15 protein-coding genes are annotated in these 12,676 nt (G+C 65.0%); 9 read left to right on the top strand and 6 right to left on the bottom strand.

Annotated features, from left to right (window positions below; genetic code table 11):
• Positions 1-20: 20 nt before the first annotated feature.
• On the bottom strand, positions 21-932 hold the full coding sequence (locus CAER_RS0110970) for an AEC family transporter (RefSeq protein WP_036797246.1): 912 nt from the start codon (positions 930-932) through the stop codon (positions 21-23).
• Positions 933-1,129: 197 nt separating this feature from the next.
• Here CAER_RS0110970 and CAER_RS0110965 point away from each other — a divergent pair, with 197 nt between their 5' ends.
• The 3 genes from CAER_RS0110965 to CAER_RS0110955 all read left to right on the top strand — a co-directional run bounded on the left by CAER_RS0110965 (position 1,130) and on the right by CAER_RS0110955 (position 2,326).
• The gene (locus CAER_RS0110965; protein WP_027235403.1) at positions 1,130-1,570 is read left to right on the top strand and encodes a DUF4399 domain-containing protein; all 441 of its coding nucleotides are present in this window, start codon (positions 1,130-1,132) and stop codon (positions 1,568-1,570) included.
• Between the two features lie 76 nt (positions 1,571-1,646).
• Complete coding sequence (locus CAER_RS0110960; RefSeq protein WP_027235402.1) at positions 1,647-1,970, top strand: NIPSNAP family protein; 324 nt, start codon at positions 1,647-1,649, stop codon at positions 1,968-1,970.
• Positions 1,971-1,981: 11 nt separating this feature from the next.
• On the top strand, positions 1,982-2,326 hold the full coding sequence (locus CAER_RS0110955) for an antibiotic biosynthesis monooxygenase family protein (RefSeq protein ID WP_027235401.1): 345 nt from the start codon (positions 1,982-1,984) through the stop codon (positions 2,324-2,326).
• A 56-nt stretch (positions 2,327-2,382) separates the two neighbouring features.
• Here CAER_RS0110955 and CAER_RS0110950 read toward each other — a convergent pair whose 3' ends face one another.
• Positions 2,383-2,943 (bottom strand): type 1 glutamine amidotransferase domain-containing protein, encoded by a 561-nt coding sequence (locus tag CAER_RS0110950; protein WP_027235400.1) that lies wholly within the window; start codon positions 2,941-2,943, stop codon positions 2,383-2,385.
• A 131-nt stretch (positions 2,944-3,074) separates the two neighbouring features.
• Positions 3,075-5,102 (bottom strand): NADPH-dependent 2,4-dienoyl-CoA reductase, encoded by a 2,028-nt coding sequence (locus CAER_RS0110945; protein ID WP_027235399.1) that lies wholly within the window; start codon positions 5,100-5,102, stop codon positions 3,075-3,077.
• Between the two features lie 139 nt (positions 5,103-5,241).
• Here CAER_RS0110945 and CAER_RS0110940 point away from each other — a divergent pair, with 139 nt between their 5' ends.
• Complete coding sequence (locus CAER_RS0110940; RefSeq protein WP_027235398.1) at positions 5,242-5,724, top strand: RNA pyrophosphohydrolase; 483 nt, start codon at positions 5,242-5,244, stop codon at positions 5,722-5,724.
• Positions 5,725-5,869: 145 nt separating this feature from the next.
• Positions 5,870-6,325, top strand: a complete 456-nt coding sequence (locus CAER_RS27910) for a hypothetical protein (RefSeq protein ID WP_245597353.1) — start codon at positions 5,870-5,872, stop codon at positions 6,323-6,325.
• A gap of 6 nt (positions 6,326-6,331) precedes the next feature.
• On the opposite strand, the gene CAER_RS0110930 is transcribed toward CAER_RS27910, so the two are convergent.
• Positions 6,332-7,207, bottom strand: coding sequence for an EamA family transporter (locus CAER_RS0110930; protein ID WP_027235397.1), 876 nt, complete (start codon positions 7,205-7,207; stop codon positions 6,332-6,334).
• A 76-nt stretch (positions 7,208-7,283) separates the two neighbouring features.
• Here CAER_RS0110930 and CAER_RS0110925 point away from each other — a divergent pair, with 76 nt between their 5' ends.
• Complete coding sequence (locus CAER_RS0110925) at positions 7,284-7,790, top strand: MarR family winged helix-turn-helix transcriptional regulator (protein WP_027235396.1); 507 nt, start codon at positions 7,284-7,286, stop codon at positions 7,788-7,790.
• A 150-nt stretch (positions 7,791-7,940) separates the two neighbouring features.
• On the opposite strand, the gene CAER_RS0110920 is transcribed toward CAER_RS0110925, so the two are convergent.
• Entirely contained in the window at positions 7,941-8,933 is a 993-nt protein-coding gene (locus CAER_RS0110920; RefSeq protein WP_027235395.1) for an adenosine kinase, read from the bottom strand.
• A 121-nt stretch (positions 8,934-9,054) separates the two neighbouring features.
• Positions 9,055-9,699: an endonuclease III gene (gene nth / locus CAER_RS0110915; protein WP_027235394.1), complete on the bottom strand. Its 645-nt coding sequence runs from the start codon at positions 9,697-9,699 to the stop codon at positions 9,055-9,057.
• A gap of 203 nt (positions 9,700-9,902) precedes the next feature.
• On the opposite strand from nth, the gene CAER_RS0110910 reads away from it, so the two are divergent.
• From CAER_RS0110910 to CAER_RS0110900, 3 genes are all read left to right on the top strand, one after another.
• A complete protein-coding gene (locus CAER_RS0110910) occupies positions 9,903-10,772 on the top strand; it encodes a methylated-DNA--[protein]-cysteine S-methyltransferase (protein ID WP_027235393.1) in 870 nt (289 codons plus the stop codon).
• A 270-nt stretch (positions 10,773-11,042) separates the two neighbouring features.
• Positions 11,043-11,732 (top strand): helix-turn-helix transcriptional regulator, encoded by a 690-nt coding sequence (locus CAER_RS0110905; RefSeq protein ID WP_027235392.1) that lies wholly within the window; start codon positions 11,043-11,045, stop codon positions 11,730-11,732.
• A gap of 136 nt (positions 11,733-11,868) precedes the next feature.
• The gene (locus tag CAER_RS0110900; protein ID WP_027235391.1) at positions 11,869-12,528 is read left to right on the top strand and encodes an OmpA family protein; all 660 of its coding nucleotides are present in this window, start codon (positions 11,869-11,871) and stop codon (positions 12,526-12,528) included.
• Positions 12,529-12,676 lie beyond the last annotated feature (148 nt).

Below are 12,676 nucleotides of genomic sequence, written 5' to 3'. Positions count from 1 at the left end.
GGATCGGCATTCAGGAAACTTTAAAGCACAAGCTTGATGACCAGGATCCACAGCGGCAGGGAAACCGCGCTGAGCAACGTGGACTGCGCGATAAGCGTGGCTGCGAGCGTTCGGTCAGCGCCAAAAGCGGAGGCCAGAACATGCGCAGCCGAGGCAGTGGGCAGGGCGGCAAACAGCACCAGAACCGCGGCAAAGCCGGGGTCCGTGCGCAGCAGCAAGCAGGCGGCGAGGGTTGCGGCCGGCACCAGAACCAGCCGCACCAGGCAGAGATAGCCGTTGAACAGGTCCAGCCGCGCCAGGGCCCGCCAGTTCATGGTGGCGCCGATAGAGAGCAGCGCGATGGGAATCGCCGCGTGCGCCAGCATTTCCGCCGGGGCCAGGACCGGTGCGGGGATCCTGTAGCCCGACAGCCCCACCGCAACGCCCGCGACAGAGGCCAGCAGGAAAGGGTTCAGCGCAACCTTCAGCGCGGTCTGCCGCAAGGACAGGCTGCCGCCGCGCGACAGGGCGCTCACCGCCAGTACATTTGCGACCGGCACCGCCATGCCGATGGCAACGGCCATCTGCCCTGTCAGCTCCTTACCGACCGAGGGCAGGGCGACAAAGGCAATCGCGGTGTTGAAACGCCAGGCGGTCTGCCAGGCGCCGGCAAAATCGAGGAACGTCACCGGGCCGAAGCGGCGCGCCAGCAGGCCCAGCCCCAAGGCCAGGGCGAGGATGCCCCACACGGCCGGGCCGATGCGGCCCAGATCCGCCACCGCAATGGGCCGGCCGCTGGCGGCAAAGAACAGCAGCGCCGGGAACAGCACCTCGAAGTTGAGTTTGTCGAGCCCCTGCCAGGCCTGCGGCGCCAGCCGGTTACGAACAATTCCGCCCAGGCCGACCATCAGGAAGCTGGGGGTGAGTCCCATCAGAATGACTGCAAATACCATGGCTCGCTCCCGCTGCGCTGCCCGGCGGCGACACTGCAACTGGCAGGCGCAGCAGGCAAGCGGAAGGATGAAAGATGCGGCGGCTTCGCAAATGGCTGCCGCTATTTTGTGCATTTGTCATGGGCGGCGGGATTGCCAGGCCCGGGCCTGCCGCTAGCTTTGTCTTGTTGGTTGAGACAATTTCTGGAGGACCGGATATGAAACTGCTGATTGCGGCTGCCTTGTCTGCCTGCCTGGCGGCCCCGCTCTGGGCTGGCGGCGAGACGGCCTCGAACCCGGAGGCCAAGGTCTATTTTGCAAATATCCAGGACGGGGACACGGTCACGTCGCCGGTGACGCTGGTCTTTGGCTTGTCGGGGATGGGAGTGGCGCCATCCGGGATTGCGAAGGAGAACACCGGCCATCATCACTTGCTGATCGACCGCCCGCCGCTGGGCCAGGGTGAAGATGGCGCGGACGAGCTGGCCTTTGGCCTGCCGTCGGATGACAACCACCTGCATTTCGGCGGCGGACAGACCGAGGTGACGCTGGAACTGTCCCCGGGCCGCCACACGCTGCAGCTGGTGCTGGGCGACGCAGGCCACGTGCCGCATTCGACTCCGATCATTTCGGATCAGATCACCATCACGGTGGAGTGACGGTTCGGTCTGCGCCGAAGCATCCGGCTGATGGGGCGGGGTAGGGAGGTGTCCCTGAGTAATCAAAGGACACGTCATGCTGACCTGCATCATCCGCTATCACATCGACCCCGCCAAAAAAGCGCAGTTTGAGGAATACGCCCGCAATTGGGGTCAGGCGATCCCGCGCTGCGGGGCCGACCTGGTGGGGTATTACGCGCCGCATGAGGGCTCCTCGACGCTGGCCTACGGGATCTACAACGTGGGGAGCCTGGCGGAGTATGAGGCCTACCGGGCGCGGCTGGCGCGGGATCCGCTGGGGCGCGAGAATTATGAGTTTGCGCAGCGCGAACGGTTTTTGCTGCGCGAGGACCGGACCTGGCTGAAGCTGGCTTCAGCGCCGCATGGGCAGGCAGGGTGAGGGAGGCGCAGATGATTGCCGTGATTTTCGAGGTGGAGACCGCAGCCGGGCAGAGAGAGGCTTATCTGGAAATTGCCGCGGAGCTGCGGCCCTTACTGGAGCAGGTGGACGGTTTCCTGTCGGTGGAACGGTTCCAGAGCCTGAGCGCGCCGGAAAAACTCCTGTCGCTGTCGTTCTGGCGCGACGAGGCTGCGGTGCAGCGCTGGCGAAACCTGGAGGAGCACCGGGCCGCTCAGGCCAAGGGGCGGGCCGGGGTCTTTGCGGACTACCGGCTGCGGGTGGCGGGTGTGATCCGGGATTACGGTATGTCCACGCGGGAAGCTGTGCCTCCTGACAGCCGTGCCGTTCACGGCTGAGCACACAGGCTGGGCGGGGAAAGCGCCCCGCGCGGCGGGCGCGGGGCGGAAAACGGTCAGGCTGCGGCGCGCGGGTGCGTGCCTTCCTCAATCTCTTCCGCGATCTTCGACACAAACGCCTTCAGGTCCTCGGGCTGGCGGCTGGTCACGATGCCCTGATCCGTAACGACTTCGGCGTCTTTCCAGTTGGCGCCGGCATTGGAGATGTCGGTCTTGATCGAGTGATAGGATGTCATGTTGCGGCCCTTGGCAACGCCGGCCTCCGCCAGCACCCAGGGCGCGTGGCACACGGCGGCGATCACCTTGCCGCTGTCATGGAAGGTCTTGACCAGATTGATGACATCGTCCTCGACCCGCAGCAGATCGGGATTGATTTGGCCGCCGGGGATCACCAGCGCGTCGTATCCATCCGCCTTGGCATCAGCGATTTTCAGATCGGCCTCGGCCTCGCGGCCCCAGTCGCTGCCTTCCCAGCCCTTGGCAGGCTTGCCGTCGAGGGTGGCGACATGGACCTCAGCGCCCTTCACTCGCAGCTGGTCGCGCGGAAATTCCAGTTCCGACTGCTCAAACCCATGGGTGGCAATGATCAGGATCTTTGCATCTGCGATTTTGGGCATAACGGGCTCCTTTCCTGTTCTGAAATGCCATACCGCCCGGTGGGGCGGTGCTACAGAACAAACGCGCGCCCGTCCGGCGGTGTTCCGGACGGGCGCGCAGGGAGTAGAAGTCCGCGGCGTTTGGCCGCAGGTCAGAGGCCGGCTGCCAGCCGCGTGCCCTGGTTGATGGCGCGTTTGGCGTCCAGTTCCGCAGCCACGTCGGCACCGCCGATCACATGGGCGGTGATTCCGCGTTCTTCCAGCTGATCTGCCAGCGACCGCTCGGACACCTGGCCCGCGCACAGCACGATGGTATCGGCCGGCACCAGCGTCGGGTTCTCCCGGGCCTCGCCGAAGCTCACGTGCAGGCCTTCTTCGTCGATTTTCTCGTAGTTCACGCCGCCCAGGAACTCGACGTCCTTCATCTTGAGCGTGGCGCGGTGGATCCAGCCGGTGGTCTTGCCGAGGCGTTTGCCGTGGCGTTCGGCCTTGCGCTGCAGGAGTGTCACTTGACGGGCAGGGGCGGCGGGTTGCGGACCCTCGGGGGCAAGGCCCGCGCGATGCTCAGCGGGGTCGGCGACGCCCCATTCCTTCATCCAGGCGGGCAGATCGGTGGCGGGGCTGTGGCCCTCTTCCAGGAGGAACTCGGAGACGTCAAAACCGATGCCGCCGGCGCCGATCACGGCGACCTTTTGGCCGACCGGCTTCTTGTGGCGCAGCACGTCAATATAGCTCAGCACATTGTCCCGGTCCTGGCCCGGGATGGCCGGATCGCGCGGCAGGACGCCGGTGGCAATTACCACCTCGTCGAAACCGGTCAGATCATCCGCCGAAACCTCACGGCCCAGTTCCAGCGTGACGCCTGCATCAGCAACCATCACCCGGTACCAGTCCACCAGGCCCCAAAATTCTTCCTTGCCCGGCACCTGTTTGGCCATGTTGAGCTGGCCGCCGATCTCTTCAGACTTGTCGAACAAGGTGACTTTGTGCCCCCGTTGCGCCGCTGTCACTGCGGTGGACAGACCGGCGGGACCAGCGCCGACGATGGCCACCGTTTTGGCGGCCGCGGCCGGTTCGATCACCAGCTCGGTCTCGTGGCAGGCGCGCGGGTTGACCAGGCAGGAGGTCAGCTTGCCGCTGAATGTATGGTCAAGGCAGGCCTGGTTGCAGGCGATGCAGGGGGCGATCTGGTCCGCATGCCCTGCTTCGGCCTTGGCGACGAAATCCGCATCCGCCAGCATCGGCCGCGCCATCGACACCATGTCGGCGCAGCCGTCCGCCAGCACCTCTTCCGCCACGTCCGGCGTGTTAATCCGGTTCGATGTGATCACCGGAATGCCGACCTTGCCCATCAGCTTCTTTGTGACCCAGGCAAAGGCCGCCCGCGGAACGCTGGTCGCGATGGTCGGGATGCGCGCCTCGTGCCAGCCGATGCCGGTGTTGAGGATTGTGGCGCCGGCCTTTTCGATCTCCTGCGCCAGCTGCACGACTTCCTCGTGGGTGGAGCCGTTGGGCACCAGGTCGATCATCGACAGGCGGTAGATGATGATGAAATCGCGGCCCACGGCCTCGCGGGTGCGGCGCACCACTTCGATGGGCAGGCGCATGCGGTTTTCGTACGACCCGCCCCAGCGGTCCTCGCGCTTGTTGGTATGGGTGACCAGGAACTGGTTGAGGAAGTAGCCCTCGCTCCCCATGATCTCGACCCCGTCATAGCCGGCTTCCTGTGCCAGCTGCGCGGCGTTCACGATGTCAGCGATCTGCTTCTCGATGCCTGCCTCGTCCAGCTCCTGCGGCGGGAAGGGGGAGATCGGCGATTTCACCGGGCTGGGGGCGACGCATTTGGGGCCATAGGCATAGCGGCCCGCGTGCAGGATCTGCATTGCGATCTTGCCGCCGGCCTCGTGGACGCGTTTGGTCACCACGGAATGATTGGCGACGTCCTTGGCGCTGGTCATCATCGCGGCACCGGGCAGGACCGAGCCTTCGAGGTTGGGGCCGATGCCGCCGGTCACCATCAAGGAGACACCGCCGCGGGCGCGGGCGGCATAGAACTCGGCCACCCGGTTCCAGTCGCCGGTTTCCTCCAGCCCGGTGTGCATGGAGCCCATCAGCACGCGGTTCTTGAGCTGGGTGAAGCCGAGATCCAGCGGGGCAAGCAGATTGGGGTACGCAGTCATCTAAAACTCTCCCTGGCAGTTACCGCTAGGATCGCCCCGCGAAGGCCGGCTTGTCACGTGTAAACGCCGCGTCACCCTCTTGCGTGCCCCGGCGGCAAGCGGTCTAAGGTTCAGGGAAACGCATTTCGAGGAGAGCCGGATGACGCCGGAAGAGATTGCCAAGCTGCCCTATCGCCCCAACGTAGGCGTGATGCTGATCAACGCAGAGGGCGCGGTGTTCGTTGGGCAGCGCAAGGACCGGTACAAGGACGCCTGGCAAATGCCGCAGGGCGGGATCGACAAGGGCGAGGACCCGCGGATCGCGGCCCTGCGCGAGCTGGAGGAAGAAACCGGCGTGGGGCCGGAGCTGGTGGAGATCATCGCAGAGAGCGATGGCTGGCTGCCTTATGACCTGCCGCATGACGTGGTGCCCGGTTTCTGGGGCGGCAAATACCGCGGGCAGGAGCAGAAGTGGTATCTGATGCGGTTCCTGGGAACGGATGAGCAAGTGAACATCGAAACCGACCACCCGGAATTCTCTGCCTGGTGCTGGCAGCCGGTCGATAGCCTGGTGGAGAAGATCGTGCCCTTCAAGCGTGAGGTCTATGCGCGGGTGGTGGAAGAGTTCCAGGAGTTTTTGTGAGATGCATTTCCCGCGGTTCTTGTACGGATGTTTCGCCCGGCCGGCAGGCCGGGCAGCGCCTGACCTTCACAATGGGAAGGCGCATTGCACCTTCCTAAGGTCAGGCGCTGCCCTAGGCGTATTCGCCGCAGCCTTGTTGCCGGTAATGTCTGTAACTCCCGCCGCGGCCCTCAGCTGCCTGCCTTGGGGGCCTGCGGACGCCTATTTGCAAGCTGCTGCATCAGAGAGCGCCTATAATGTCATCGCGGGCGAACTGCGGTTCGACGAAAGCCTGCTGCCGCAATCGCATTCGGACAATCCCAATGAGACCCCGCCGCTGACCAGGATCCCGGCACAGATTTCGGGCAAGATGCTGGAGGGCAAGTATTTCTCAGGGCGGGTCAATGTGCCGGCGATGCTGGAGGTGGAATGCCTTGGCCCCTGGTGCGGCGGGATGAAGTCCGGTGCGGATTATGTGTTCTTCGCCGAACAGCGCGGGCAGGAACTGGTGATCCGGGCGGGTGCTTGCGGCGGTTTCGCATTTGGCGATACGCCTGAGGTCCGGCGGCAGGTGCTGGAGTGCCACCGCGGCGGGGCCTGTGAGCCTGCGATGCCGCGGTGACGGGAGTTACTCTGCCGGCGCTGTGGCGCGATTCGCGCGCCGCTGCAGCCGGGCTTGGCCGAGCCACAGGCTGAACAGGGCCAGCAGCGCGCCCAGCATCTGGTTGGGCGTCAGCGTCTCTCCCAGCAGCAGCCAGCCCAGGATCACTGCCGACAGCGGGCTCAGCACGCCCAGCAGCGAAACCTGCGAGGGTTCGATCCGGGCGAGACCCCGGAACCACAGGATATAGGTCAGCGCCCCGCCGATCAGACTCATATAGGCGAGCCCTGCGATATTGGCGGCGGTGAAGACAGGCAGCTCCGGCACCGTCCAAAGCGCAATGGGGACCAGCAGCAAACCGCCCGCGGTGAGCTGCCAAGCGGTGAAGGTGAGCGGCGGCACCGGCGGCTGCCATTTTCGCGTCAGAACCACGCCTGCCGCCATCGACGCCGCTCCGCCCAGACCCGCCAGCACGCCCAGCGTATCAAGCTTGGCGGCAGGCGTCAGAACCAGCAGGGCCACGCCCGCAATGCTGAGCACAGAAGCAGCGACGGCGGCGGCGCGGATCTGCGTTTTCAGTAACAGGGCCGACAGAAACACCACGATCAGGGGCTGCACCGCACCCAGGGTGGCGGCGACTCCGCCCGGCAGGCGGTAGGCGGAGACGAACAGCAGCACCCAGAACAGCGAGAAGTTCAGCGCGCCCAGCACCATAAGGCGCGGCAGCCAATTCAGCGGCGGCAGCTGGCGCACCAGCACCAGCAGCAGCAACCCGGCAGGCAGCGCCCGCAGCAGGGCCACCACAAGCGGCGAATGGCCAGGCAGCAGGGACGTCGTCACGATATAGCTGCTGCCCCAGATGGCAGGGGCCAGCGCCGTCAGCAGAAGGGTGCGGATGGGCATGTGTCTCTCCTTATCTTGATGTCGAGATAATGGTTTTTATCTTGACGTCAAGATGTAAAGGCTTAAACCGGTAGCCATGGATCATGTGGATTTTATCACCCAGCAATGGGGGCAAGAGCGGCCGGACCTGGACGTCACGGCCATGGGCGTTATCGGCCGGGTGGCGCGGCTGTACCTGGCTTACCAGCGCGAGATGCATAAGACTTTTGCCGAATTCGGGCTGAATGCGGCCAAGTTCGATGTGCTGGCCACATTGCGCCGGTCGGGTGCGCCCTACACGCTGTCGCCGGGTGAACTGCTGAAGGCGACGATGGTGGCTTCCGGCACCATGACCAACCGGATCGACCGGCTGGAGGCGGACGGGCTGGTCAAGCGGGACGTGAACCCGGAGGACAGCCGCAGTTTCCTGGTCGGCTTGACGGAGGAGGGGTTTGCGCTGATCGACCGGGCGGTGACAGCACATGTGCAGACCCAGAAACGGCTTCTGGCAGGGCTGAGCGCTGCGGAGGTGGAAGCGTTGACCGGGCTTTTGAGCAAGGCCCAGGCAGCAGCTGATCGGTCTGAAACAAAGCATTCCGGCTGAACCGGCGAAGCTGCGCGGGCTGGCGCCCTTGTGTCCTACGGACGGAGGGCGGGGCGTGGCGCGGAGCGGCTTTGCCGCTCCGCGCCACGCCCAACGGGAGGAATTGCACCGTCAGGTGCGGTTTCGACGGGCGGGAGTGCCGCGCCGCCCTTAGACCAGACCGGCCTCTTCCAGCAGGTGCAGCACGTGGGTTTCCGGGCGCGGGCCGATGTGGCGGATCACCTCGCCCGCGCAGATGCAGCCCATCCGGGCGCAGATTTCCATGCTCCGGCCGGTGGCCATGCCGAACAGGAACCCGGCGGCAAACTGGTCGCCTGCGCCGGTGGCATCCACTGGCACAATCGTCTCGACCGGCACGTCGATGCGCACACCTTCGTTCAGCACCGTGACCCCGTCGCCGGAGCGGGTGCAGACCACCAGCGGGCAGATCGCCGCGGTTTTGGCCATTGCGTCTTCCAGGTCGCTGTTTTCGAACAGGGCGCAGATTTCGTCCTGGTTGCCGATTACGAAATCCAGCTCGTTGCCGATGAGGTTGAGGAAGTCGGCCCGGTGGCGTTCGACGCAGAACGGGTCGGAAATCGAGATGCCAACCTTGCCGCCGCCCTCGCGGCAGTCGCGGGCGGCCTCCAGAAAGGCGGTCTTGCCCTTGTCCTTGTCGAACAGGTAGCCCTCGAGGAACATGATCTGCGCGTTGCCGGCCACGTCCTGCGGCACGTCTGCCGAACTCACTTCTGAGGAAATACCCAGGTAAGTGTTCATCGACCGCTCCCCGTCGGGCGAGACAAAGATCATCGACCGTGAAGTCGGCAGCTCACCATCGGTGACCGGCGGGTTCACGAAGTCCACGCCCTCGTTGTTCATCGCATCTGCGTAGAACTTCCCAAGCGCATCGTCGCGGACCCGGCCAATAAATGCGGCGTCCAGCCCCAGCGCGCCGGCGCCCGCGATGGTGTTGGCCACCGAGCCGCCGGGGGTCAGCACCCGGTTGCCCATCGCTGCATAAAGATCCTCGCAGCGGTCGCGTTCGATCAGCTGCATGATGCCTTTTTCGATGCCCTGCTCGGCCAGGAAGCTGTCCTCGCACTGCGCAATCACGTCGACGACAGCGTTGCCGATACCGACGAGATGATAGGTTTTGGTCATGAACTGCCCTCCTCGGGGATGTTTGTGCCGGGTCCGGGGCCGGCGTGTCTGTTTCGATAATCGCTATGGCCGGGATCAATCAGGTGCCGGCCCGGCCGGGGAATGGCTGAGAGGCTGCGCCTCAAAGGTTCTTGTCCTCATACATGCAGAGGTCGCGGATGAGGCAGCTTCCGCACATCGGCTTGCGCGCCTTGCAGTGGTAGCGGCCGTGCAGGATCAGCCAATGATGGGCGTGCTGCTGGAAGTCCACGGGGATATTGTCCTCGATGGCGCGTTCCACGGCATCGACATCTTTGCCCGGGCAGATGCCGGAGCGGTTGCCGACCCGAAAGATATGAGTATCGACTGCCTGGGCCGGGTAATGCCACCACATATTCAGAACGACATTAGCGGTCTTGCGGCCGACGCCGGGCAGCGACTGCAGCGCGGCGCGGGAGTTGGGCACCTCGCCGCCGTAGTCTTCGACCAGGATCCGGGACAGCTTGATCACGTTCTTGGCCTTGTTGCGGTAAAGGCCGATGGTTTTGATATGCTCGATCAGGCGCTCCTCGCCCAGATCCAGCATTTTCTGCGGGGTGTCCGCGATCTTGAACAGCTCTTGGGTTGCCTTGTTCACGCCGGCATCGGTTGCCTGCGCAGAAAGCGCCACCGCCACCACCAGCGTGTAGGCGTTGACATGCTCCAGCTCGCCCTTGGGTTCCGGTTCAGCTGCCTGGAACCGCGTGAAGATCTCGCGGAGGGTATGATAATCGAGTTGCTTGGCCATCGCGCGCCATATGTACAGGTCAGACCTTAAAGCGCAATTTATTTTGCACCCCGCAACCCGGTTGCCGGGCGTTTCACGGTGGCGCTCCGGCCTGCCTGCCTGCGCAAAGCCGTTGCGCCGAACGTCATATTTCGCATGTTCCGGGTCGAATGGCGGGCCTGCGCGGGGTAACTTGGCTTGCAAGACAGCCGAAGGACACAGCGATGAATATCGAAGCACGGGAAAGCACGTATCACTACGGCGTCATGCGGCGGGCGATTGAGTTGATCGACGATGGCGGCGAGGATCTGACGCTGGAACAGCTGGCCGCCCGCATGGACATGAGCCCGGCGCATTTCCAGCGGCTGTTCTCGGCCTGGGTAGGCGTGTCGCCCAAGCGATACCAGCAGTATCTGCGGCTGGGCCACGCCAAGGCGCTGCTGCGCGACCGGTTCACCACACTGCAGGCTTCGCACGCGGTGGGGCTGTCGGGATCCGGGCGGCTGCACGACCTTTTCCTGCGCTGGGAGGCGATGAGCCCTGGCGAATATGCCCGCAAAGGTGACGGCCTGCGGATCTTCTGGGGATGGTTCGACAGCCCCTTTGGCCTGGCCCTGGTAATGGGCACCGAAAAGGGTATCTGCGGGCTGGCCTTTGCCGCCGAAACCGGGGCGGAGCCCGCCATGGCCGACATGCGCGCCCGCTGGCCGCAGGCGGAATTCGTCGAGGACCCAGCGGCCCTGCGACCGCTGGCAGAGGCGGCCTTTGCCCAGAAGGGTGAGACCGCGCTGCACATGATCGGCGCGCCGTTGCAGATCAAGGTTTGGGAGGCGCTGTTGCGCGTCCCCTCGGGCCATGTCACCACCTATTCCGAACTGGCCCAGGCGATCGGCTCTCCGCGCGCGGTTCGGGCTGTCGGCACCGCAGTGGGGCGCAACCCGGTCAGCTGGCTGATCCCCTGCCACCGTGCCCTGCGCAAGTCCGGGGCGCTGGGCGGCTACCACTGGGGCCTGCCGGTCAAACGCGCGATGCTCGCTTATGAGGCCGCCCGGGACGAGGAGAGTCCGGCGCAAGAAGTGCGCGCCGCCGGCTGAACAGGCGTTGCAGCAGCCCGGGGCGGGCGGGCCTGGACGCCTGTTGCGCCTCGTGACGGCTGCGCGCTGCTTCAAGCTCAATTTCATGCGTGGCCAATGGGCGGCGCTGGTTTTCCCAGCGGTCCAGTCCCAGGGTGATCAGCACGATCCAGTCATAACTCAGCATGGCGTTTCTCCTTCTTGAGGAGGCCAGAAAACCAGAGCACTGCTGACAGGCTGTTGTCAGTGGCATGTGTTAGGGTGTCAGCAGACTGTCACTGGAGACTGCCCATGCCCCGCACTGGCCGCCTGTTTGAAATCATCCAGATTCTGCGCACCGCCGCGGCCCCGGTGCGGGCAGAGGATCTTGCCGAGACGCTGGAGGTCAGCAAACGCACGATCTACCGCGATATCGCCGCACTTCAGGCGATGCGCACGCCGGTGGAGGGCGAGGCCGGGATCGGCTACATGCTGCGCAAGGGGTATGACCTGCCGCCGCTGAATTTCGACGAGGAGGAGCTGGAGGCGCTGCACGTCGGTTTGGCGATGCTGATGCGCACCGGCGACGGCGCCCTGCAGAAGGCGGCCGCGCGGGTAAGCCACAAGATCAAGGATGTGCATGCCACTGCCGACTGGCTGCAGGTAGCCCCCTGGGGGGCGCCGCTGGACGACCCGGAGCAGGGCTGCGTCTCCAAGGCGCTGCTGCGCCAGGCCGTGCGGGAAAGCCGCAAGCTGCAGCTTACCTATCTCAGCCCGGAGAGCGGCGAGAGCTGCCGCACCCTGCGGCCGCTGGCGCTGATCTATCATATCGACTGCACCATGCTGGCGGCGTGGTGCGAACTGCGCGGCGGGTTCCGCCACTTCCGCACTGACCGGATGCTTGCAGCGGACATGCTGGAGGACGGGTTCGCGCCAGAAGCCGGCGCCTTGCGCAAACTGTGGATGGAGCAGGAGGGCTGGGACTTTGCTTTTGCACCATAAAATGCGGTGTTTGCGCGGATTTTGCGCGGTATTTCGCCGAAACTGCAAGACCGTCTCTTGAGTAGGCGCGGTGCCGGCATGATATTCGAGCGGACCTCCGGGCTTCCCCGGACCTTAGAAAGCAGAAGGCAATTTGATGATGCAGATGAAACTCACCACGGCTGGTATTGTCGCCGCAGCACTGGGCCTGAGCGCCTGTACCGATCCCGCAACCGTCGGCACGCCGGGCAGCAACACCCAGAAGGGCGCAGTCCTGGGCGGCATCATCGGTGCGGGCGTCGGTGCGATCGCCAATGACTCCGACCGTGGCCTTGGGGCAGCAACCGGTGCTTTGGTTGGTGCAGCTGCCGGCAGTGTGATCGGCAACCAGCTGGACGCGCAGGAGCGCGAGCTGCGCCAGACCCTGGCCAATGACTCGATCACCATCGTCAACACCGGCGACCGCCTGATCCTGTCCTTCCCGAACGATCTGACCTTCGCCACCGACAGCGCCTCGGTTGCGCCGGCGGTGCAGGCCGACCTGCGCCGGGTGGCCGACAGTCTGGTGCGCTACCCCAACAGCACCATTCAGGTGATCGGCCACACCGACAGCGATGGCGATGCCGGATACAACCAGGGCCTCTCGGAGCGCCGCGCCAATGCGGTGGCCAGCCACATCCAAGCCGGCGGCGTGCCCTATCACCGGATGCGGATCATCGGCCGCGGCGAGTCGCAGCCGGTGGCGTCCAACCTGACGCCGGAGGGCAAGGCCCGCAACCGCCGCGTCGAAGTTGTGGTGATCCCGCAGGCAGCCTGATCCGGCACCTGCAGGCAAAATGTGCAGCCCGTCCCCCTGCGGGGCGGGCTGTTTTCGTGGGTGCGGCCAGGCCGGTTAATGTAACGCCGCACATTGCCTGCGCGGCGATTGCTGTTTTCTGCCGGGGGCCGCTTCATACATGATGGGC

The sequence above is a fragment of the Leisingera caerulea DSM 24564 genome, assembly GCF_000473325.1.
Classification (GTDB): Bacteria; Pseudomonadota; Alphaproteobacteria; order Rhodobacterales; family Rhodobacteraceae; genus Leisingera; species Leisingera caerulea.
This window is presented reverse-complemented; position numbering and strand designations above follow the sequence as displayed.